General features: G+C 52.9%; 14 protein-coding genes. 9 read left to right on the top strand and 5 right to left on the bottom strand.

Annotated elements, in window-relative coordinates; genetic code table 11:
- Positions 1-4: 4 nt before the first annotated feature.
- From bcsB to bcsC, 3 genes are read left to right on the top strand one after another with little or no spacing between them, the layout of a single operon-like run.
- Complete coding sequence (gene bcsB / locus I2D83_RS00420; protein ID WP_205947349.1) at positions 5-2323, top strand: cellulose biosynthesis cyclic di-GMP-binding regulatory protein BcsB; 2319 nt, start codon at positions 5-7, stop codon at positions 2321-2323.
- 6 nt (positions 2324-2329) lie between these two features.
- Complete coding sequence (bcsZ, locus tag I2D83_RS00415; protein ID WP_205947348.1) at positions 2330-3445, top strand: cellulose synthase complex periplasmic endoglucanase BcsZ; 1116 nt, start codon at positions 2330-2332, stop codon at positions 3443-3445.
- The gene (bcsC, locus tag I2D83_RS00410) at positions 3427-6921 is read left to right on the top strand and encodes a cellulose synthase complex outer membrane protein BcsC (protein ID WP_205947347.1); all 3495 of its coding nucleotides are present in this window, start codon (positions 3427-3429) and stop codon (positions 6919-6921) included. Before bcsZ ends, bcsC begins: the two co-directional genes overlap by 19 nt.
- A gap of 5 nt (positions 6922-6926) precedes the next feature.
- On the opposite strand, the gene qhpR is transcribed toward bcsC, so the two are convergent.
- Positions 6927-7985, bottom strand: coding sequence for an AraC-like transcriptional regulator QhpR (qhpR, locus tag I2D83_RS00405; RefSeq protein WP_180779095.1), 1059 nt, complete (start codon positions 7983-7985; stop codon positions 6927-6929).
- A gap of 172 nt (positions 7986-8157) precedes the next feature.
- Positions 8158-9165 carry a phosphotransferase enzyme family protein gene (locus I2D83_RS00400; RefSeq protein WP_205947346.1) on the bottom strand — a complete coding sequence of 336 codons (1008 nt, stop codon included), beginning with the start codon at positions 9163-9165 and terminating at the stop codon, positions 8158-8160.
- 258 nt (positions 9166-9423) lie between these two features.
- Between I2D83_RS00400 and eat the strand changes: the two genes are divergently transcribed.
- From eat to I2D83_RS22290, 6 genes are all read left to right on the top strand, one after another.
- Positions 9424-10785: an ethanolamine permease gene (eat, locus tag I2D83_RS00395; protein ID WP_012772811.1), complete on the top strand. Its 1362-nt coding sequence runs from the start codon at positions 9424-9426 to the stop codon at positions 10783-10785.
- Positions 10786-10817: 32 nt separating this feature from the next.
- Positions 10818-12161 (top strand): aspartate aminotransferase family protein, encoded by a 1344-nt coding sequence (locus I2D83_RS00390; RefSeq protein ID WP_205947345.1) that lies wholly within the window; start codon positions 10818-10820, stop codon positions 12159-12161.
- 265 nt (positions 12162-12426) lie between these two features.
- Entirely contained in the window at positions 12427-14109 is a 1683-nt protein-coding gene (locus tag I2D83_RS00385) for a ShlB/FhaC/HecB family hemolysin secretion/activation protein (RefSeq protein ID WP_205947344.1), read from the top strand.
- Positions 14110-14148: 39 nt separating this feature from the next.
- Positions 14149-19236: a DUF637 domain-containing protein gene (locus tag I2D83_RS00380; protein ID WP_205947343.1), complete on the top strand. Its 5088-nt coding sequence runs from the start codon at positions 14149-14151 to the stop codon at positions 19234-19236.
- Complete coding sequence (locus tag I2D83_RS00375) at positions 19236-19700, top strand: DUF4279 domain-containing protein (RefSeq protein ID WP_205947342.1); 465 nt, start codon at positions 19236-19238, stop codon at positions 19698-19700. Before I2D83_RS00380 ends, I2D83_RS00375 begins: the two co-directional genes overlap by 1 nt.
- 71 nt (positions 19701-19771) lie before the next feature.
- Complete coding sequence (locus I2D83_RS22290) at positions 19772-20098, top strand: zinc ABC transporter substrate-binding protein (RefSeq protein ID WP_241007255.1); 327 nt, start codon at positions 19772-19774, stop codon at positions 20096-20098.
- A 116-nt stretch (positions 20099-20214) separates the two neighbouring features.
- Here the strand turns inward: I2D83_RS22290 and ggt are convergent, their stop codons facing one another.
- The 3 genes from ggt to I2D83_RS00360 form a co-directional block, all read right to left on the bottom strand.
- The gene (gene ggt, locus I2D83_RS00370; RefSeq protein WP_012772805.1) at positions 20215-21993 is read right to left on the bottom strand and encodes a gamma-glutamyltransferase; all 1779 of its coding nucleotides are present in this window, start codon (positions 21991-21993) and stop codon (positions 20215-20217) included.
- Positions 21994-22257: 264 nt separating this feature from the next.
- Positions 22258-23607 (bottom strand): MFS transporter, encoded by a 1350-nt coding sequence (locus I2D83_RS00365; protein ID WP_012772804.1) that lies wholly within the window; start codon positions 23605-23607, stop codon positions 22258-22260.
- 213 nt (positions 23608-23820) lie between these two features.
- Positions 23821-24735, bottom strand: a complete 915-nt coding sequence (locus I2D83_RS00360) for a GntR family transcriptional regulator (protein WP_012772803.1) — start codon at positions 24733-24735, stop codon at positions 23821-23823.
- Between the last annotated feature and the right edge of the window lie 33 nt (positions 24736-24768).

Here is a 24768-nt window from a genome sequence, read left to right as displayed (position 1 = left end):
CACGATGACGAAAAAAATAATCTGGTTCACCGCATTGGCTTTAGGCGTCAGCTCATTATCTCAGGCTGTCACCGCGCCGCACGCACAGACACCGGCCACAGGGGACGCAGCCCAGCCGCCTGCTACCGCAACGTCAGCGACAGCCATGCCAGCGGTTCCTCTTGCACAGCCGTCGACTAATGCCGCCGTGCGCAACGTGATGCTGCCCTTTGCGCAAATCGCACCGGCACCGGGCACCTTTGCATTGCGCGGCATCAATCCCGACGGGCAAATTGAGTTCGGCGTTCGCAGCGACGAAGTCGTCACACAGGCTTCCCTCGATCTCGAATTTACCCCGTCGCCGGCGCTGATCCCCACCGAGTCGCATATCAAAGTTTACCTGAACAATGAGCTAATGGGCGTCACGCCACTTGGCAAAGAGCAGATGGGGAAATCCAATCGCGTCCGTATTCCTATCGATCCGCGCTACATCACGGACTTTAACCGCCTGCAATTGGTGTTCGTCGGCCATTATCAGAACATCTGTGAAAATCCGGCCAGTACCAGTCTCTGGCTGGATGTCAGTAAAGCCAGCACACTCAACCTGCAATTCCAGAAACTGACGCTGAAGGACGATCTGTCGCCGTTCCCTGCGCCGTTTTTTGACAGCCGCGATACCCGCCCGCTGACGCTGCCCATCGTCTTTGCCGGCCAGCCGGATCTGGTTCAGCAGCGTGCCGCAGCGATGCTTGCCTCCTGGTTTGGCAGCAAAGCGCAATGGCGTGGGCAGTCTTTCCCGGCGCTCTTCAACCAGTTACCGGAGAGCCACGGCATTGTGTTCGCCACAAACGATAAGCGGCCGGATTTCCTGCGTGATACCCCCGCCGTAAACGGGCCAACGGTATCTATCGTCAGCCACCCTAACGATCCTCACATTAAGCTGCTGCTGGTTCAGGGGCGTGATGACAATGAGCTGCTCACCGCCGTACAGGGCATCGCCCAGGGGAACACGCTGTTCCGTGGGCAGAGCGTCACCATCGATAAGGTGGAGCAGCTTGCTCCACGCCAGCCGTATGATGCGCCAAACTGGGTTCGCACCGACCGCCCAATGACCTTCGCCGAGCTTCAGCAATATAACGAACAACTGCAAACTGACGGCATCGTGCCCCGCCCTATTTCACTCACGATGAACCTGCCGCCCGACTTGTTCCTGATCCGCAGTCAGGGCATCGATATGCGCCTGAAATACCGCTACACCGCGCCGCAGATTCAGGACGGTTCGCGTCTGAGCATCAACCTGAACAATCAGTTTGTGCAGGCTTTCTCGCTGGCGCCGGAGCACGACCAGAATTCCCTGTTAATGCGCCTGCCGCTGACGCAGGGGCTATGGGATTCCAACAAGAGCCTGTCAATTCCGGCGCTGAAACTGGGTACCACCAACCAGCTACGCTTTGATTTCAACTACACCACGCTGCTCTCCAGCGGCACCGCTGACCGCTGCGAAACCTATACGCCCGTCGTGAATCACGCCGTCATCGACAGCAATTCGACGATTAACTTCTCTGGCTACCGCCACTTTATGGCGATGCCGGATCTGCGCGCCTTTGCCAATGCTGGCTACCCGTTCAGCCGACTGGCTGACCTGTCACAAACGCTGGTGCTGGTGAACAAGCAACCACAGCCCGCGCAGGTTAGCGCCATGCTGAACGCCATCGGTAACATTGGGGCGCAAACCGGCTATCCGGCGCTGGCGGTACAGCTCAGCGATGACTGGACGCAAATCGACAAGCAGGACAGCGATATTCTGATGATCGGCGCTATCCCGCCAGCGCTGCACGATGACAGCAAAATCAACCTGCTGGTCGAGCAAACGCAAAGCTGGATTAAACAACCGACACGCCAGACCGCGGTCCTGGATATTGACCCGCCTGACGCTGACGCAAAACCAGACAGCAAAACCACCGTCAGCGGTGATGGCCCGATGTCGGCGATTATCGGCTTCCAGTCTCCGTATCACGACCAGCGTAGCGTTGTCGCCCTGCTGGCCGATAGCCCACAGGGCTATACGCTGCTCAATAACGCGCTGATCGACAGCGAAAAAAGAGCCTCGCTGTTCGGCTCCGTTTCCGTCATCCGCGAATCGGGTATTAATAATCTCCGCGTCGGAGACATTTATTACGTCGGCCATCTGCCGTGGTGGGAACGCATCTGGCACGCATTGGCGCAACATCCCGTCTGGCTAGCCATCATCTCGACGCTTACCGTCGTTATTGTTGCCTGGCTGCTGTGGCGTGGCCTGAAATTCTTCAGTCGCCGTCGCCTGTCGCCGGATGAAAGGGACTAACGCACCATGCCACGCGTGCTGCGCTACCTGATCCCCACGTTGCTGTGGCTATGGGCTTCCCAGGCCACCGCCACCGTCTGCGACTGGCCAGCCTGGGAGCAGTACAAACAGCATTACATCAGTGCGGAAGGACGGGTGATTGATACCTCTACCCCCAACAAAATCACCACGTCCGAAGGGCAAAGCTACGCCATGTTCTTTGCTCTGGTCGCCAACGATCGCGTGATGTTTGATCGGCTGCTGCAATGGACGGAAAACAACCTGTCCGCAGGCGATTTACGTGCGCATCTGCCCGCCTGGTTGTGGGGAGAAAACAAAGATAAGCAGTGGACGGTGCTGGATCCCAACTCCGCTTCCGATGCCGACCTGTGGATCGCCTACAGCCTGCTTGAGGCTGGTCGGCTGTGGAAAGAGGCGCGCTATCAGACAGTTGGCACCGCGTTGCTCGCCCGTATCGCCAAAGAAGAGGTCGTCAATATTCCAGGACTAGGTGTGATGTTGCTGCCCGGCAAAGTAGGCTTCGCAGAGAAAGAGAGCTGGCGATTAAATCCCAGTTACCTTCCGCCACAGCTGCTGGCTCGCTTTGCGCCACTGAGCGAGACGTGGAAAGCGATGCAGCGCACCACGCAACGCCTGCTGTTGGAAACCGCGCCAAAAGGCTTCTCGCCTGATTGGGTCATCTGGCAAAAAGATAAGGGCTGGCAGCCTGATACCACCAAACCCAACATCGGCAGCTACGACGCCATCCGCGTCTATCTGTGGGCAGGGATGATGGCCGACAGCAGCAAAGGGAAAACCGATCTGATCAAACAGTTTCAGCCAATGGTTCAGCAGACGATAAAGCAAGGTCTGCCACCCGAAAAAACCGACACCGTGACAGGCACCGTCACTGGACAGGGATCGGTTGGGTTTTCCGCTTCGCTGCTTCCGATGCTTTCTCGTCAGTCGGATGCACTGGCTACCCAACGACAGCGGCTGGCCGACAACCCTCCGGGGGATGATGCGTATTTCTCCGCCTCTCTGACGCTCTTTGGTCAGGGATGGGATCAGAAGCGCTATCGCTTCACTTCACAAGGCCAACTTTTACCGTCTCGGGGCAGCCAATGCACAACAACACCGTAAACTGGCTGCGCTTCCTCCCGTTATTGCTGGTTGCTGCGCCGCAGGCATACAGTGCGGAAATCGCATCGCCAGAGCAATTTTTGATGGAGCAGGTGCGTCTGGGAGAAGCCAGCAACAAAGACGACCTCGTACGCCAATCGCTTTATCGACTGGAACTTATCGATCCAAACAACCCCGAGGTTATCGCCGCCCGATTACGGCTGGCGCTGCGTCAAGGCGATCAGGCTCAGGCTCGTCAGCAACTGGACAAGCTGAAGGCGGTGGCTCCCGACTCTGCCACCTACCGTCAGTCAGCCACCACGCTGGCACTGACGCAGGATGCCGCTCGCCAGCAATTACAGCAGGCGCGCTTGCTGTCTACCGCCGGGCGCTATGCTGAAGCCAAAGTGCAGTACGATGCGCTCTTTCACGGCGATCCGCCAACGCTTGAGCTCGCCGTAGAATATTGGCGTCTGGTTTCTCGCTTACCTGACCAGCAGCCTCTGGCGATTAAACAACTGGAAACGTTAGATCAGGTCTACCCGAATAATGTGCCGCTGCGCATGGTGCTGGCACGGCTGTTGTTCAGCCAGAACCGCAATGAGCAAGCCTATCCCCTACTCAAACAGCTTTCTAACGACCCCGTCGGGCGTAGCCAGGCAGCATCGCTATGGCTGGAAATTATTGGCCGGATGCTGGTCACGCCACAAAGCGTGGCTGAACTAAACCGCTTTCTGACCGTGTTTGATGAAGGCGAACAGGCGGATACGGCACGTAAAGAACTCAGCCGCCAGCAGGGAATATTAGCCGACCCCGTTTATCAGGGGCGGCTGCGTGCACTGGCGCAGATTGAAGATGGTGGCGGCAATAGCGCCACGCTTAGCGAGTTGAATAAGGCACTGGCGGCCACGCCAAACGATCCTGAACTCATCGGTGCCATTGGTCTGGTTTACCTGCGCGCAGGCGATCGGGCAAAAGCGCTGACACAGTTCCAGAAGGCATTGCAGGCAGATGTTAATCGCCTGAACAGCGGCAAATGGGAAGGACTGATCCAAAGCACGCAATATTGGACCACCATTGCGGAAGGTGACAACGCGCTGAAAGCTAACAATCTATCGCTGGCGCGGCAGAAATATCAGCAGGCACGCCAGATGGATAATACCAATGCTTATGCGCTGATTGGTTTGGGCGACGTGGCTGTTGCCAGCAAAAATGATACTGCCGCCCAGCCGCTCTACCAGCAGGCTTTACACCTTGAACCCGGTAATGATAATGCCCTACGCGGATTGGTTGGTATTTACCAGCGGCAGTCGCCGGAGAAAGCACTCGCTTACCTCAACAGCCTGCCGCGCAGCCAGCAGAATACGATGCGGGAGACACTTGCTGCCCTGCAACTCAATATCCTGAAACAGCAGGCGGACCAGTTGTCGGAACAGCAGCAGTGGACGCAGGCCGAAGAAAAATATCGTCAGGCCAACCAGCAGGATCCGAACGATATATGGCTCGCTTATCACTATGCCCAGACGCTGCGCCAGTTGGGACAAACGCAGCAGGCGGACCGCGTGGTACAACGCGCAACTGCCGTGCCACCCACCAACGCCGAGAAGAACTATGTTTACTCACTGTACCTGTCGTCTACCAATCGTGATGAGCAAGCACTCGCTCACCTGAACACGCTTCCCACTGCAAAGTGGAGCGACGACATGCGCGAATTGTCCCAGCGCCTGACGATTCAGACCACGCTGGCGAAAGCGGAAGCGATGCGCGATGCGGGTGACGAACCTGCCGCTATTGTATTCCTGCGCCAGCAACCGGCTGACACCCGTATCGACCTGCTGCTGGCAGACTGGGCGCTGGCACGGGGTGAATACGCGACAGCGCTGGCGGAGTATCAACGTATTCGCACACGGGAGCCACAGAACCCCGACGCCCAGTTAGGTGAGATCGACGCGTTTATCGCGCAGGGTCGGCAAGATGATGCGCGCCAGCGCCTGAACCAGCTCCCAACACAGGCGGCGGATACACTTAACAGCCAGCGGCGCGTCGCCAATGCCTGGCAAGCGGTAGGCAATCCGCAAAAATCAGCGGCGCTTTTCCGCCAGCTAAAAATCGATGCGCAGAAAGGGCCGGTCGGCCAAACTCCTATCGATCAAACGACAGCGCTGATCTATCGCGATGCGGCACGCGTTGAACAACAGCAGTCTCAACCAGAGCAGGCGCAGCAGGACTATAAACAGGCGATGGTCGCCAGCGGCATCGCTCCCGCGCTACCGCAAAGCGACGATGACTACACCCGGCTGACACGTAATAAAAGCAGCGATGACTGGCTGCAACGCAGCATCCGCGCTGACGCAGCGGATCTGTATCGCAAGCAGGATATTACCGTCACCCTCGATCACGATTACTCGAGTTCAAGCGGCACCGGTGGGATTTCCGACCTGAGCGCCCATAACACCCTGTTGCAGGTGGACATGCCGCTGTACGACGGCCGCGCCTTCTTCCGCACGGATACCGTACAGATGAACGCCGGTTCCTTCTCGACAGGCAGTAACGGCGCGTACCGGGAAACCTTTGGCACCTGCGCCACGCGGGACTGCTTCGACGGTAAATCACAGAAAGCCACCGGCACCAGCGTTGCCGCAGGCTGGAAAAACGATCGCTGGTCAGCGGATCTCGGCACCACACCGCTCGGCTTCGACGTAGTGGATGTTGTCGGTGGCGCAAGCTACAGCGGCGACTGGCGACAAATCGGCTGGACGGCGACGGCCTCCCGCCGCCCAATATCCAGCTCATTACTGGCGTTCGGCGGCACCAAAGACCCCGGCACGGGCATAACCTGGGGCGGTGTGCGAGCCACGGGCGTCAGTCTCGGGCTGAGCTACGATCGGGGCGAAGCGCACGGCGTCTGGAGTGATTTCAGCCTCCACCAGATCACCGGTAAAAATGTGGCCGATAACGATCGCGCCCGTGCAATGGCAGGTTATTACTACAAGCTGATTAACGAGGATAACCGACGCGTCACGGTCGGTCTGAACAGCATGTGGTGGCGCTACCAGAAGGATCTCAGCGGCTACTCGCTCGGTCAGGGCGGTTACTACAGTCCGCAGCAATATTTCTCGCTGGGCGTGCCAGTGAATTACCGGCAGCGGACGGAAAACTGGTCGTGGGAACTCGGCGGATCGCTGTCGTGGTCGCGTTCTTCTACCAAAGACCAGCGCCGCTATCCACTGACCGGCCTGCTGGGTAACGCTGCGCTCACCGACAGAGACACCATCGAGCAGGGTAGCAGCAGCTCCGGCTTCGGCTATACGGCGCGAGCGCTTGTCGAACGCCGCCTCAGTTCACACTGGACGCTGGGTGTCGGTATCGACATTCAGCAAGCGAAGGACTACACCCCAAGCCACGGCCTCATCTACCTGCGCTACTCCGCCTCCGGCTGGCAGGGCGACCTCGACAGCCCACCGCAGCCGCTTACGCCGTACGCGGACTTTAAATAGCGGCATCAGGAAAGATTGAGGGCTTCACCTTTACGCCACTGGCGCGGGCTAATGCCAAACCAGCGACGGAATGCGCGGGAAAAGGCGCTCACCTCGGAATAGCCGAGCAACAGCGCCATTTCCGAAATCGGTAGTTGCTTCTGTTGAAGATAGTGTGTCGCCATTTCACAGCGCAGTTTGTCTACCAGCAGAGAGAAGCTGAGTCCTTCCTCCCGCAGACGGCGCTGGAGCGACCAACTGGACAACCCCACCTTCTCCGCCACCTCTTCCAGTGTCGGCTCTTTCTGCATCAATAACAGATGAACCTGCGTACGCACCTGATCGACAATACTTTGCTGCGGTGACGTCTCGTTCAGACGGCGAATGGCATCTTGCATCACCAGCAGCAATGTCATGTCGCGATCCGGCATGGTGCGGACCAACTGATGCTTGGGAATAAGCAGAGAATTGTAGGGTTGATCGAAGTAAACCGGCGCATCGAACACCTTACAGTGCTCATGCCACATTTCTGGGCGTGGATGCTCAAAGTGCACTTCGCGCGGTGCCCAATGCTTGCCCAAAACATGACGAATCAGGTTAAGAAACATGCCGAGCGTCAGTTCGGCATCCTGCCGACGATGCAGAATGGCGCCGTGCCGCACCTGATAATCCAGCCGCCAGCAGTCGCCTTTATCCACCATGCGCGTCAGCGTGTCGTGCTGATGACAGGGAAACGCCTTCACCACATTGTGCAGCGCCTGCTCCAGGGTATCCGAACATAAACCGATATAGCCGATCAGACCTAATGACTGCGGTTTAAACTGCTTGCCGTAGCGTAAACCGAAATTATCAACGCCTGAATTACGCGCGGCTTCCTCCATCACACGGCAATAGTTCACCAGCCCCAGACTGAGCGTCGGGCTGGCGAGCTGCTCGGGATCGACGCCGCTGATGCCGAAGATACGATCGGCATCACCGCCACTATCATGGATAAAGTCGCCGAGTCCGGTTGCCGCCGCCGCCAGCACACCACAGTTGCGGGAGAACGCCGCATTCAGCGCCGAAGAGTACGTCACGTTTTCCATTGCCTTTCACCTCGCCGTATCACACGGCCCGCCAACGGGCCATGAAACGATCAGCAGACTTCATACCAGCAAGTTTCATACCAGAGCGAGAGGAAGCGAAATCAATGGGTTACAAATCTCTTGTGGGACGAGCAGGCATTACCATAGCGCACGCTGCCCGCCCGTGGTGCATTCAGGCCACGCCAATCGGCAGGTCGCTGGTTTCCAGATAGCGCCGACACAGGCGCACGCTGTGTTTTGCCCAGTCTGGCCCAAGACTCTGCGCCATCTCGGTTTCTGCGTGCGACCCTACCCACGCCGTAAGCTGGATGCGCCGCTGGATCAACAGCGTCGGCAACAGCGCCAATTCCTCATCGCTGACGTGCGCCACACGTTCATAACCACACAGCCAGTTTTCAACCCACTCCGCCGCACGCGGATGGTGCTCAACAAAGCTGATCGCCGCGGCCAGATCGTGCAGATACCACCCCATACCGCAGTCATCAAAATCGATAACTCGCGTTTCGCCACGATGCAGAAGCAAATTGGTCAGGCGCAGGTCGGCATGAATCAACCCGTAGCGGTGCGACGCTTTGCCAAATTCCGCCATTTCCGCCGCCATACGCCCGATGGCCTCTTCGACAATACCGTGTTCGCCACTCGATAGGTTCGGCGCGTCACGCCAGTTTCCCCAATGACTCTGCGCACTGACCATCGTGTGATGATCCCAGACAATACGCTGGAAGCCGTCAGGTTTTTGCCATTGGCGGCTATGCTGGTGCAGGCGAGCGGTGATCTCGCCCAGTTGCTGGAACGCTCGCGGATCAATGCTGGTGGTCGGCATCTCGCCGTCAATCCAGTGAAACAGCACGGCATAGCGACAGGAACCGTCGGATAAACTCAGTGACTGCACCCGCTCCCCGTCCACATTACGAACCGCTTCCGGCACGGCAATGCCCGTCTCTCGCAGCGCATCCAGCCACAGCAGCTCGCTTTCAATCTCCGCTTTCTGGTGATAGTGGCTGCGATGTAACCGCAGTGCATAACGCTTACCTGCCGACGAAACAAGAAACGTCGCATTTTCCGAGCGGCACAGCAGCCGCACTTCCCCTTGCAGCGCCGCCGGATAGCAGGCAAGCGCCCGGTGCGCCAGCGCGGTAATTTCTGCATTACTTAAGGTGTCATATTGTTTAGCACTCATGGTTCCCACTCCGACGCAAGTCAACGAGCGTTCAGCATGGCGTGTGTCGTACAGAGAAACTTGACGCACCAGAACCCCGGTTTGACCCCAGAAGGCGCTGGCGCGATACCCACCGTAAAAGTTGACTTCAGCGCGCAGCATTCGATACGCCAGCGTCAAGTTTTCCACCAACAAGCGTGGGCATTATCGCTACACAAGCCAACAGGGGTTGCCGTACTGGCCCTGAATAACCATGAGCAGACTGACGGGGATAATGTGATGACGAGCAAATTAAAGCCCACGCTGGGCACCCTGCATTTGTGGGGTATCGCGGTAGGACTGGTAATTTCTGGTGAATATTTTGGCTGGAGCTACGGCTGGGGTGTCGCGGGTACGTTGGGATTTTTAGTCACGACGCTGTTCATTGCCGCCATGTACACCTGTTTTATTTTTAGCTTTACCGAACTCACTACGGCGATCCCCCATGCTGGCGGCCCTTTTGCCTATAGCCGACTCGCGTTCGGCGATCTGGGTGGCCTGATTGCCGGTATGGCCACGCTGATTGAATTTGTTTTCGCACCACCAGCCATTTCAATGGCGATTGGCGCCTATCTGAACGTGCAATACCCCGAGTTGAATCCCAAATTCGCGGCCGTTGGCGCATACCTTATCTTTATGAGCCTGAACATTCTCGGCGTGAAGCTGGCGGCGATGTTTGAGCTGGTGGTCACACTACTGGCCGTCATGGAACTGCTGGTGTTTATGGGCGTGGTTGCGCCAGGCTTCAGCCTGAGTAATTTCGTGGCACACGGTTGGGCGGGACAACATGAATTTTCACCCGCGGCCATTTCCGGTATGTTTGCAGCGATACCGTTCGCCATCTGGTTTTTCCTCGCTATCGAAGGCGCGGCAATGGCCGCCGAAGAAGCGAAAGATCCCAAACGCACGATTCCGCGAGCCTACGTCAGCGGCATCCTGACGCTGGTGGTTCTGGCAATTGGCGTGATGCTGATGGCGGGCGGCGTAGGCGACTGGCGTCAGCTCTCCGACCTCAACGATCCCTTACCACAGGCAATGAAACTCATCGTCGGAGAAAACTCCAACTGGATGCACATGCTGGTGTGGATTGGTCTGTTCGGTCTTATCGCCAGCTTCCACGGCATTATTCTGGGCTATTCTCGCCAGTTCTTCGCACTGGCGCGCGCAGGCTATCTTCCGCCGGGGCTTGCCAAACTATCCCGCTTCCACACGCCGCACCGCGCCATTCTGGCTGGTGGCGCGATCGGGATTGCCGCCATCTTCTGCGACGGGATTAACCTACAGGGCATGAACCTGACGGCAGCGATGATTACCATGGCGGTTTTTGGCGCCATCGTCATGTACATCATGAGCATGTTAAGCCTGTTCCGCCTGCGCCGTAGCGCCCCCAATATGGCACGCAGCTATCGCGCCCCTGGTTACCCCATCGTCCCCGCGTTCGCCCTCGTCTGCGCCATCATCTGCCTGATTGCGATGCTGTGGTTCAACCCGGTGATCGGTGGGCTGTTCTGCACCTTTATGCTGCTCGGCTACCTCTATTTCCTGACGACCAAAGCACGACGGGAACATCTGCTTGAGCCGCTTGTCGCCGATGCCAACTAACACTGCGGCGCACATTTATAACGGGAGAGATTATGGCAACACGTTCAACCATCATGGATACCAACAGCTTCCGCGCCGAACATGCCGACGCGCTGAGCGCGGATATCCGTACGCTGACCGACAAGCGCAGCCGGATCCTGGGCGAATCCTATCGGCTGTTTTATCGCAAACCGGTTCATCTGGTGCGCGGCGAAGGGCAATACCTGTGGGATGCCGACGGCAAGAAATACCTCGATGTGTATAACAACGTCGCCAGTATCGGACACTGCCACCCTGCGGTGATAGAAGCGGTACACCAGCAGATGACGATGCTCAATACCCACACGCGCTATCTGCACGAGCGTATTCTGGACTATTCGGAGCAGCTCCTCGCCACCGCACCCGCGGCGATCAACCGTGCCATGTATATGTGCACGGGTTCGGAAGCCAACGATCTGGCGATCCGCGTGGCGCGAGCCTGGAGCGGCGGCACAGGCGTGATCGTGACGCGCGAAGCCTACCACGGCACCAGCGAGCTGACCTCCGGCGCCTCGCCAGCGTTAGGCAGCGGTCAACCACTGGCAGCAACGACCCGACTGGTGCCACCACCGGACGCCTACCGCGTTAATACGCCGGACTTGGGCGTGTGGTTTGCCAATGAAATCCAGAAACAGATCGACGACATGGCGGCACACGGCATCAAATTTGCTGCGTTTCTCGCGGATTCCATTTTCTCTTCCGACGGCGTACACCCCAATCCGCGCGGCTTTTTACGTCCTGTGGTTGATGTGGTTCACCGCAATGGCGGTATTTTCATCGCGGATGAAGTCCAGCCCGGTTTCGCACGCACTGGCGACGCCTTCTGGGGCTTCGCACGGCATGACGTGGTGCCGGATATCATCACTACCGGAAAACCGATGGGCAACGGCATCCCGGTTTCCGGGCTGCTGGCGAAAAGTGATGTGCTCGCCGCCTTCAGCGATCAGATCCCCTACTTCAACACATTCGGCGGGAATCCAGTGGCGATGGCCGCTGCGCAGGCGGTGCTGAAAGTGATTCACGATGAGCAACTTCAGGAACACAGCCGCGTCGTGGGCGCACAGTTGCTGGCGGAACTGACTACCCTGCAAGACAAATACGCCAGTGTAGGCAACGTGCGCGGTGCCGGACTCTTCATCGGGTTTGAGTTGGTGAGCGACAGAGACAGTAAAACGCCGGATAAAACGCTGGCGCTAAATCTGACGGAAGCGCTACGCGATCGCGGTGTGCTGACATCGGTAGCAGGCCCTTATGGCAACGTGCTGAAACTACGCCCGCCGCTGGCGTTCCAGACGCAGGACATCGACTGGCTGGTCGGCGCACTGGATGACTGCCTGGGGGCGCTAACCCACGCCTGATTTCGCGAATTTCCTCCTCTCCTCCTCATAGGGTTTCCATCACAGCGGAAACCCTATGATAAATATCAAGATTACACTATCTTGCGATATAGTTACCTGCCTACTTATATAAAAATGATAATGACTATCATTTTTATTCTCATAAATTAAATTTCTCAATGCATTCTGTCGAATTTCTATCGGGTATCGATTTTACCTAGTCATGGAATAAGGCATTTGTGTATATAAGCGCAAAATGTAAATCAACGTAAGGATCGCGTTCATTTTGTGTAAAACCCTTTCTTTTATAAGCCTTATTTTTTTGAGCCTCTGCAGCTCAACCTTCGCCGCTACCCCCATTAGCCCTACGGATCGGGATGCGCTGGAACTCCAGCAAAAGTCATTATTGGAGCAGGCCAAACAGCAGCGCTTATCGTTGGAAAACAGCACCACCTTAACAATACCGACAGTCACCGCCTCAACAGCAAAGGATGCTGTCTGCTTCCCTATCCAAAGGATTACCTTTCACGATGCAGATGCGCTTTCGATAAAAGATCGGACCGCCATTCAGCAACGCTACCAAAACCGCTGCCTGGATTTAGCCACAGTCCATAACGCCGTGAGAGAAACCACCAACGCCTACCTCAACCGTGGCTTTGTCACCAGTCAGGCCTATTTACAAGAGCAAGACCTCTCCAGCGGCACGCTCATCATCAGCGTCAGCGAGGGAAAGATAGAAGCCATTCGCATAGAAGGGGAAACACCACTCTCAATCAAGATGGCCTTCCCCGGGCTGGAAGGACGTATTCTTAATCTGCGTGATATCGAACAAGGGATGGAACAGTTGAATCGTCTGCCTTCACGGCAGGTTGCAATTGATATTCAACCGGGAAAACAAGCGGGGAGTTCAATTGTTTATCTCAAGCGCATCACGAAAGCCCATCCTGCTACCCTATCTCTCAGCGCTGACAACAGCGGACAAAAAAACACGGGCCGCGAGCAGCTTTCCACCCACCTCACCCTCGATAATCCATTGCGGCTCGCCGATCGCTGGTGGCTGACCGCCAGTCGCGATAGCGCATTCAGCCATAGCTACGGCAGCAAAGCCTTATCGGGCGGGATGTCTTTGCCTTATGGCTACTGGACGCTCGGCTACCAATACGCCTGGAATGACTTTTTCCAACCGATCCCGATCGGCAGCAGCGCGTATCGCTATGAAGGGCAAAGTAATACTCATCGGCTCAGCCTTAACAGAACGCTCTATCGAGATGGGAAGCAGAAGCTGGCGCTGGATAGCGCGCTCTCTCGCCGACGTACCGAGAACCGGATGGCGGGTGAACGCCTTGAGATCAGCAGCCCGACGGTCAGCAGCGCCAGTATCGGACTCAGCTATAGCACGACGCTGGCGGGCGGATATTTTACGCTCAACCCGATGCTCAGCCATGGCTTAAGGAGTTGGGGCGCAACGGATGACACAAAGGAAAACCGTGACCTGCCGCGCAGCGAGTTCCGCAAATTTAGCGCCAGCAGCAGCTATTTCTACCCACTTACCCCTTCGCTGACCTTCCTGACCTCCCTTTATGGCCAGACCACGCCGGACAACCTGTATACCAGCGAACGTGTCTCGCTCGGCGGCGAGTATTCCGCCCGGGGATTTAAGGAACAAACGCTGACCGGCAACCGAGGCTTCTACTGGCGTAACGAACTGAACTGGCAATTCACCACCCTGCCGTTTCTGGGCGATATCGCACTCACAACGGCAGTGGATAGCGGATGGATCGCGGGGAAAACCGGCAAAGTCGATGGTGGAAATATGACCGGAACTTCCGTCGGTTTGTCTGCATCTTCACGTTGGGTAAGCCAGTCAGTGTCGCTCGGCGTGCCGCTGCATTTCCCGGACGATCTCCATCCCGATAACGCCGTTGTTTACTGGCAAGTCACCCTCCCCGTTACGGCACTTTTTGATTAAGCGCTTTATTCACAGCAAAAGGAAAACAAGGAAAGTCACATGGAAAAATTCAATAACCGCGCCACACGCGGACTTAGCTATCTGCTGATCTATCTGACCGCGATTCAGCCGTTACACCCCGCGTTCGCGGCACTCACACCAGACGGCCCACGCACGCAGGTCAACAACGCGGGCGCCGTCCCGGTCATCAATATCGCGACGCCAAACGCAGCGGGTGTTTCTCACAATACCTATAAAGATTTTAGCGTCGGGACGCCCGGTGCCGTACTCAACAACAGCATTGCCGCAGGCCAATCGCAGTTGGCCGGGCAGTTAAACGCTAACGCCAACCTCAATGGCAAAGCGGCCGAGCTGATTATCAACGAGGTGACGGGCTCAACCCGTTCAGACCTGCAAGGGAAGATCGAAGTCTTCGGGAATAAAGCCAACGTATTGATTGCCAACCCGAATGGCATTACCTGTGATGGATGTGGGTTCATCAACACACCTTCAGCCACGCTGACGACGGGTAAACCGGTGCTGGATCAGCAAGGCGCCCTGGAAGCGTTGGAAGTGAAAAAAGGCAGCATCACCATTGGTGGAAAAGGCCTGGACGGTTCAGCAACGGATTATGTCGATATCCTCAGCCGGGCAACTGAACTGAACGGCAAAATCAACGCAAAAAACCTGACGCTGACTCAAGGCAGCAATCGGGTCGATTTCAAAACCGGCACGGTCGCCCCCATCGCCGGAGAAGGTGCCAAACCGCTGCTGGCGGTGGATACCAAAGCGCTCGGCGGTATGTATGCAGAACGCATCCGGCTTGTGGCAACCGAGGACGGAGTCGGCGCTAACGTCGCTAACCTGACCAGCTCTCAGCAAGGCATTACGCTGGACAGCAAAGGTAAAATCCAGCTCGGTAATGTGCACGCGAAAACCGACCTTAATCTGACCGCACAGCAGGTCGATATTGCTGCTGGCAATGCGGTGAAAAGCGACCGAGATATCACGCTTGCCAGTACCGTATTAAATAACCGAGGGAATATCATCGCGGGCGAAGATATGCGCCTGTTCAATGATAGCCTAACCAACACGCAGGCCACTATTCAGGCCAACAACAACCTGTGGATCCAAAAAGACGCGACGGGAAACAAAGGCGTTAAAGTCGAAAACCGCTCGGGGACGATTAAAACCAATACCGGGGATTTGGTGATTCGAACGGGTTCACTTAAAAACGTTAGAGATAAGATCATCGTAAAAGAAAAGAAAGACTTAACCTACGCCAACCTTAATATTGGCAATGAATTACCAATTCGCTCAATTTCCGATGCGAAAACGTATACTCCGTTAATTGTTAAAAAAGAGCTTGAAGGGGATTTTGCCACGTCTGAATCCGAAATTCACGGAGCAAAAAACCTCTATATTAATGCTACACGGCTGGAGAATAACGCCAGCAGTTTAAAATCCTTTGGAAATATCTTTCTGGCAGGAGAGGATTTTTTAAATATTTCTCCGTTGTTAAAACAAACTGAACATACAACAAATTTCCGTTCGGAAACGGCACAAGAACAGGCTGTTAGACGTTCTAATACACCACAATCGGCCAGCACAACCATTCTGGATGATGGCACACCACTTATCCTTGCTTATTATAGGGTCAAAGACAAAGAGAGCGAATTTAAAGGCGAGCAACTGCTATCAGCAAAAGTACAGGCAACTGGGAATGTAATTGCCGATTTTGGCAGGTTAATAAAAATAGAGAACACTCTACAACCGCAATCACCAACAGCCATGTCACTTGATACAATAAATATTAAAGGAAATGATGTTTTACTAAGTGCAGGTGATATAAAAATAAATGGCATAATTGAATCATCAAACAATGCAAATTTGATATCTAAAAACTCAGTTATTATTGATCAATCAATTTTCTCATCAAGCAGCAATGATATAAATATCAGTGCCACATCTACTATTGGTTCAACAACCTCATTTTTTAGAGCAAGGAATATTAACCTTAACAGCCGTGAAGGAGACATTGTTTATGCAACGACGTCATTACCAATATTTAACAATTCTGGGAATCGATTATATGCTTCACTCCATGCTGAAGACACCCTCTCTCTAAACGCAGGAGGAAATATAAAACTGTCAGGAGTTAATTTTAGAAATAACAAAAACACAGTATTTGTTGCAGGAAAAGACCTTACTATCATCAATTCAATATATGATCTAATTACCCACCAACGAGGAATAGAAACAACTCCAGAAAATAATAAAAGAATATTTGATGATGCCTTTTTTAAGCTAAATTATTTATTTACAGACTATAACATCCTTGCCAAAGCAAAAGGTAATATTACCTTATCAGGCGTATCCCTCACTGCCGGAAAAGGTATTGATCTAATTGCCAACGGCATGGTAATCATTGATGTTAAAACTGTAGGTAACATCTACAATGAGTTTTTGCCATCAACACGTACACCTTCATTATCAAGCCGGCTTAGCACTGGGGATTTATTGATAAACTCGGGAGGTGAAATTAATATTAAATCAGCAAATCTATCCGCCAGTAATATTACACTTTTGGCTGGAAGTACTATTTCATTACTCTCTACCGCGTATTCTGCCATCGCCACCCCTGACGAAGAAAATAAAGACGACCGTCATGTTATCACTCAGATTAATGCGAGAAGAAATCTTACCCTTGCGACAAATGGCGCCCTCATTGCATCCGGAAGCTCATTGTCCTCAATAGGGGATATGACGTTAAGTTCTCTTGGGAAAATGGAATTTAACGCACTGAAAAATTACTCGATGCGAGAAGGAAATAACGAATTTAATGAATCAACGACACAACAAAATGTCGTGTTAAACAGCGGTGGTGTGCTGACGCTTTTATCTAGCAGCAGCATCTTATTTCAGGCCACGAGTTTACTTGCAAAAGGCGCAATGGACGTGGCTGCTAAAGGAGGGTTTCTGTATGCGCAAGCCATGGAAGAAACCAACCACTATGAAAAAGAATCCAGCAGCCGTACCTGGTATGGAAAAAAGAAAAAGGGTAAACAGACCTACCACAATGTCAGTAATAAGGTGGCTGAGTTTACCGCTGGAAGTGACATCAATCTGCTGAGCCGTGATGACAGCATCTATGAAGCCAGCAAAATAGAGGCAGGTAAGAACGCTAAACTCACCAGTACTCAAGGTAAAGTCATCTTTAAGGCGGTAAAAAACACCACATTCGAACAGACCATCACCTCATCGAAAGGTTTCTTCATTAAAAACTCCGACAGGGGATACACCAAAGACACCTGGCTATTACCCTCAATCCACGCTGGCGGACAGTTTACCGTTGATGCCGCAACAGGGATTTCTGCTGACGTAAAAACACGCAATGCTCAATCGCTGCAAAATGCGTTGCTGACTCTCAGCAATACTCCAGGGGCAACATGGCTAAAAGGGTTGAATACCCGTAAAGATGTGCAATGGAACGCGGTGCAAGATGCCTACACTAATTGGAATCATACCACCCAAAGTTTGAATCCAGTGGTGGGTGCCGTAATTGCCATTGCCGTTGCGGCAGTGACCGCAGGATCTGGATTGGCAGCAGCAGCGGGTCAGTTGGCTGCTGGTGCTGTGGGTACTGGAGCCAGCGCGACAACAATCGCTGTAGTAAACGGTGCAGTTTATTCAGGCATGACGGCATTAACTTCACAGGCGGCAGTCGCACTGGTTGATAACAAAGGCAACCTGTCTAAAACGATCCAGGCCATGAGCAACAGCGATTCTGTTAAATCTCTGGTTACCTCAATGGTGATCGGCGGCGCATTAGCAGGCTTCGATGAAATCATGCAATTTAGTAAGGCTGCTAACGGTACAACCGCCATCGATCCCGCTAAAGCCAAATTGCCCATGCTCAGCAACGGTGACTGGAGCAAGGTCGCGCAGCGTGTCGCTGGACAGTCAGTGATCAGCTCCAGCCTCGGCACTGCGATTAACGGCGGTAGCTTCAAAGATAATTTCACCACGGCACTCTTGAGTAACGTCGGCAGCCAGATTAATGCTGAAGGGGCAAAATTTATTGGGGATAAGGGAGAAGTCCTCGGCTTGCCGATAGATGACCCTAGACGAGTAATCAGCCATGCGGTTATTGCGGGTGTTGCAGCAGAAATCGGAGGGGGCAATGCTAAAGGGGCTGCGGCCGGTGCGTTGGCCGCAGAGCTAGCGGCAATCAGTTTAGGCAACACTTTCGTTGATCCAGCCTTAAGAGAAATACAGATAACCTCTACTGGCAGAATTATTGGTGCTTTGGCGGGAGCCGCTATTACCGGCAAAGCCAGTGGTGTTAATAGCGGAGCCAATGCTGCCGAAAGTGTCCTGCTATATAACTTTCTTATGCATGATGAGCCAAAAACACTCGCCGAAAAATACGCTGCATGTAAAGGCAGTAGCGATTGTGAGAGTAACGTACGCAAGGAGATGAATCAAACATCAGTAAAGAACCAAGAGATATTTGAAGGATGCCGAGCAGCAGGTAATGCCACTTGTGTTAATGACATGCTTTATGGAATTTCCGAAGCATCAGGTTACGATGAGCTCGGCAGGTTGATTGGCTTCGATCTCTCTAATTCTTATAAAGAAATGGGGCAAAATGCTTATGACCGCGCCAATATCTGTGGCGGGGATATGAGTTACGGGTGTGGCCTAAAATTGTGGGCCGACCAACTACCTGAAGAGCTGCTAGGTGGGATACTCTCTTGGGGTATTGGGAAAGCTGTAAGCCCCTTAATTGGTAAATATTTTACTGAAACAGGCATACTATCTGCTAAAGAAACCGCTAATCGACTGGTGAATGGCAAATGGGTGGATGCTAATGGGCTTCCACTTCCTGTTCCACCAAGTGTTGGCGCGGCAGGAAGAGTGCCCGTTGTATTACAAACTGGCGGACACACAATGGCTGCGAGAACAGCTAATGGTTTAAATAAAGAATTTAACAAAAACCTGACCAATAGAGAATGGGGAAGAGCTCTAGAGGCATTGAAAAAATATGAAAATTTAGATAATAACTTTCACGGAAGAATATTAGACAATGGCGACTATATTGATCACACTGGTAAAATACTCGGAAACATCGGAGATTTTTTATAATGAACCCTATCCACTCAAGGATAAACACCGTAGATCCTGATTTTCAGACATGCCTAGAATGCCATGCAATGCTATCAATCTACCCTGGTGAAATGCACCCGGATAACATTAGTGGATTACTAAACATCGAGCCAACAGAAAAATTTATAGTTGGTGATGAAATAACAAATAGCCTTGGACGTACACGAAAGGTAAAAATATCATCATGGTTTCTTTCGTCTGAAAACGATGTTAAATCGAAAGATTTAAGAGAGCATATTGACTGGGTCATCGATAAACTCAGCGCCTCTCATTCTGGATTACGAGAATTGCAAAGCACTTCTGGCGTACAAATGACATTGAGGTGTGTGTGGTTGTCTGCACATGGTGAAGGTGGCCCCGTTCTCTGGCCAGAGCAAATGAGAGCATTAGCTGATTTAGATCTAGAGTGCTCACTTAATATTTATTTCTTCCCTGACGAGTAAGTAAATCGTATTACTGACAAAACGCCTGGTTTTACAACCAGGCATTTTTATAATAAAATAACGAATAAAAAATGAAAATTAATAAAAACGAAATCTACGTTAAAATGCTTCTCCTCGCGATCCCTTATATTCGGAACATACAGTCACATAAGGGAAGAACCGATCGTTCATGCTACTATGAAGCAGAACTTGTCCATAACCTGGCTTACACGATCTTGACGCCAGACTTTGAAGATCACGACATCTACTTTCTTAACAATCAAGCAAGGTATTATATTGAAAACTGTAGCGATGAAATTTCAATAGCTTATAGCGGTCAAAAAGAACTTATATCATCTCTTTTTGAGATGGTTCCACAAGAAATGAAGTCTAAACTCTTGTGGGAAGGTCCAAAATAAGAGATTAAGAGTAATTCAGACAACATCCATGAAGTTTAATTCATGGATGTTGTGAATAGTTAAAAATAATCCATAGGTAGGGGGAAGTAAACCGCTTCTCCTGACGTGCATTCAAATCAATACCCTATCGCTGCCCCTGCCGGGCGGCGGATATCATTGGCACCGTACAGGTAACCTTCGCGTACTTTGCCGGATACCGCTGAGTCATTGCCCGAATCCGCAGGCGTCACACCCGCCGCACCCGGTAAGCCGACCAGAATCAGCTCCGCTGCGCCCCAAGGCGTTTGTTCCACCATCTTGTAGCCGCGCTGCTTCAGCAGGTTCAGCGTATCGGCAGATAGCCCGCGCTGTTCATAATACACCTCGTCCGGCAGCCACTGATGATGGATGCGCGGTGCGTCTACCGCTTCCTGCGGCGCCATGCCGTGGTCGATGATATTCAGCGCCGTTTGCAGCGTGATGGTGATAATGCGCGAACCACCGGGCGAACCGAGCACCATGAAGACCTTGCCGTCTTTCGTCACCAATGACGGGCTCATGGACGAAAGTGGGCGCTTACCGGGGGCGATCGAATTACGCTCTCCTTGCACCAACCCATACAGGTTTTTCTCGCCAACTTTCACGGTAAAGTCATCCATTTCGTTATTGAGGAAGAAACCTGTTCCCGGCGCAATCACCACCGAACCAAAACGCCCGTTCACGGTATACGTGGTGGACACCGCATTGCCCTGATTATCCACGATGGAGTAGTGCGTGGTTTCCGGTCGCTCGTGCGGACCCACCCCCGGCTGCACGTTTTTGGACGGCGTCGCATTCTCCGGCTCGATTTGTTTGCGGATTTCGGCGGCATAGTCTTTGCTCAACAAGCGCTCGACAGGGTTGCTGACAAACGCGGGATCGCCGAGATACGTATTACGATCCATGTAAGCGTGACGCATTGCTTCCGTCAGCACATGAACGGTGGCAGCAGAATTAAAGCCTGTCGATTTCATGTCGTAGCCTTCGACAATATTGAGGATTTCACACATCGTGACGCCACCGGAGCTAGGTGGTGGCGAAGAGACAAACTGATAGCCACGATAGTTGCAGGTTACCGGTGCTGTTTCGGTAATACGGTAATCGGCAAAATCAGCCGCCGTCAAAATGCCGCCGCCCTGCTTTGCCGCCTTCTCCACCGCCTGTGGAATCTCCCCCTTGTAGAAGGCATCCGGCCCTTTCGCGGCAATCGCTGCCAGGGTATTCGCCAGATCGGTTTGCACCAGCTTATCACCGGGCTGCAACGGGCTACCGTCAGGACGCAGGAAAATGCGCGCCGCTTCAGGGTCAGCTTTGAAGCGTTTTACCGTAGTATCCAAAATATCGGTATCTGCCCGCGTAAGCTCAAAACCTTCACGCGCCAGTTTAATCGCTGGTGCCATCACCTGTTCACGCGTCAATTTGCCGTATTTTTGTAGCGCGGTATCCAGCCCCAGCACCGTACCCGGTACGCCAGCGGCCAGATAGCCATACAGGCTCGCATCCTTTTTCACACTCCCATCCGCGTTCAGGTACATGTTGGCGCTGGCCGCCGCCGGTGCCGTTTCACGGAAGTTGATAAAGGTGTCTTTTCCATCGGCCAGATGCAGCGTCATAAACCCGCCACCGCCGATGTTGCCACAGCAGGGATTCACTACCGCCTGCGCATAGCCCACAGCCACCGCGGCATCAATCGCGTTGCCGCCCATCTTCATGATATCGACGCCAATCTGCGAAGCCAGATACTGTGAACTAACCACCATACCGTTTTTCGCTTCCACCGCAGGGGCTGACGCCGCCTGCACAGCTCCACTCACCAGCAGCGCTGCCACGCTCAGCGACAGCAACCATTTTCCCGATGTTGTGTTTTTTGTTTTCATGAAGACCCCTTTATCCCGTTGATTTCACTCACTGCTTTTATGTCTACCCTCGTGCAAAACTAACTTGCAAAGCCCGAGCCAATAAACGACCGCGGCTTAACGGATTCATCAGCAGCAGTAAGAAGCGTAGGAAAGGCGTGAGAAATTGCGAAAATAGCCGCTTATCTTTGCGACGCTGCACGATAAATACGCACCGTCATAAGGCAAGGTGACAAAAAACCGCCCCGCAGAAGAAAGGGGATAGAGATGCGGGGCGGCGGAGAATCAATCCTTACGAGGATCGCTAATCGGTTGACGAACGAGGAAGACGTAGGCCAGCGCACCCAATACCGTCACACAACCACAGATGATCAGCGCCAGACGGAAGGAATGCGTGGTATCCACAATAAAGCCAGTCACAATCGGGGCGAATGATGCACAGATGAAGCTGGCAAAGTTTTGGATACTGCCGACCGATGCTGTCATACGCGACGCAACGGCAACATGGATCAGCCCCCAGCACGATGTTCCCGCAAAGTGGATGCAGAACAGCGCCATACTAATCAGTAATACCGCTTCTATTGAGGTTGTTGCCTGTGGAACAACAAAGGTAAAAGCCGCAGAGCACAACATACCGGCAATGATGCAGATTTTACGGCTCTTGATTGGTTCCATTCCCCTTTTCACCAGCCAGTCCGTGACATAGCCGTTCACCAGCATCCCAGCGGCACCAAACAGGAAAGGAATCGCGGCCATCAGACCCGTGCTTTTTAAATCCAGATTATAAGCCGTTTGTAGATAGCCGGGCAGCCAGGCTAAATATAACCACGCGGTATAGTTGATGCCGCTAAAGCCCAGCATCATGCCCCACATCGTACGGTTACGAAACAGACTGCGCCATTCAATGAAACTCAACGGATCGCGACGAGCGTTCACGCTGCCCGCGTTCAGGTAAGCCTGCTCATCAGCGGTGAGTTCGATCTGCTCACGGTTGCGATACAACATATACCAGCCGATAGCGAGTAAAATACCAAATAGGCCGATGGTAATGAACATACCGCGCCAGCCCATGACCAACATCATCGCCGCCAGAATGGGTGGGCTTATTGCAACACCAATCGTTGAAGCCGCATTAAAGAATCCCATCGGGCGGCCGCGCTCTTTGATGTTAAACCAGTCGTTGATCACCTTCACGCCGCATGGGTTCATCGGTGCTTCGCCAATCCCCATACCAATACGGACCAGTACGAACTGAGTGAAGCTGTGTACCATGCCAGACAGTGCCTGAAACAGTGACCAGAAAAACATCCCAAGGCCTAGCATAATGCGCGGGCCTTTACGATCCAGCAACGGGCCACAAGGGAGCTGTGCAATCCCATAGGCAAGAGAGAAAACGGAGAGCAATGCACCAATTTCTGTTGCACTTAGCCCCAATTCCTGACGAATCGTTAAGTTAGCGACCGAAAGAGAACTTCGGTCGAGATAATTAATCACCGCCGCAAAAAATAGCAGAATCATTGCCGTAGTCTGAATACGTTTAATGCGACTACTGCGTTGAATTATTCCCTCTGGCGGTGCTGAAGAACGGGTATCAAACGAAGAACGCGGGTCTAGCGTTATATTATTCTTTTCCACGTCTGGCTCCTGGATATTATAATTTTATCTTTACTCAACGCAGGGCTGAGTAAAATGGTTTTAAACGGAAAGCAATGAAATACGTCATCACCACTCACGAATTTTTATTAATACAGTCGACTTCTCGTGAGCATAGATAGGAGATATTTCTCAGGCGTTTTTATTTTGATAAAACCGTGCTCTTGATAATGATTTACGGTTTTTAATTGGTTTTTAATAGTCAGCTCGCACTGTTTGATTAATTGAGCGAATCATCGATTGTTTAGCTGAATTCAAATGGTTACGTAGCGCCAGCGTGGCATCCAGATCGCTTCGACAAATCAGTGCGCTGAGGATGGTCATGTGCTCGTCAATCGCGATGATATTGCGCTGTTTGAGATCGCTTTCATCCCACTGGTAATGGAAATGGAATATCACAGAGATGATTTCAAGCGACTGATCAAAAAAGACATTTTCAGCAGCGGAAAGTAAAAGCGCATGAAAACTACGATCGAGCTGCGAGAACATGCGAAAACTGTTGCCAATGCTGTCGCGTAACATGCGATGGCGCTCCAGCAAGGTTTTAGCCTCTAGCCAACGGGGGTCGTCGTCCGGCAGATTGAGGAAGTGTTGCAGAGCATGTGTCTCCAACATTTCCCGTAATTCAAACAGCTGTTCCGCGTAAGCCTGATCGAACTCTTTCATACTCCACTGCCCACGCTTTTCGTTCTGAATCAGATTGTAACGCCCGAATTTTAAAAGATATTCACGTACGACTACCGGACTTACACCCGCATCCCGTGCGAGCTGTAGCTCTGAAAATGTCTCTCCCACACGTAGCAGACGCTGGTTAATCATGGTGAAAAATGCCTGCTCGAAAATGCGGTTTTGCTCAGCCATCGGGGCGGTAATACAGGTGAACCCATCGTCGTGGTCGGGTTTTCGGGCAATCACATAATCGCTGCCAACCTGTATAAGCACACCGCAGTCACACAGATGAACCAGAATATGACGCACCGTTGTGCGGCTGATGTTATACATTTCTGCCAGCGCATTTTGCGATGGCAGAGGCGAGGGAATATGACCACGGGCCATATCATCGATAATCTGATTAATGACATTGTGACGTAAATTTTGTGAACGACTCATGAGAGATCTCCTTTTTTGAGCACATTAAAAACC

Origin of the sequence: Pectobacterium aroidearum, from assembly GCF_015689195.1 — a bacterium.
Lineage (GTDB): Bacteria > Pseudomonadota > Gammaproteobacteria > Enterobacterales > Enterobacteriaceae > Pectobacterium > Pectobacterium aroidearum.
This window is presented reverse-complemented; position numbering and strand designations above follow the sequence as displayed.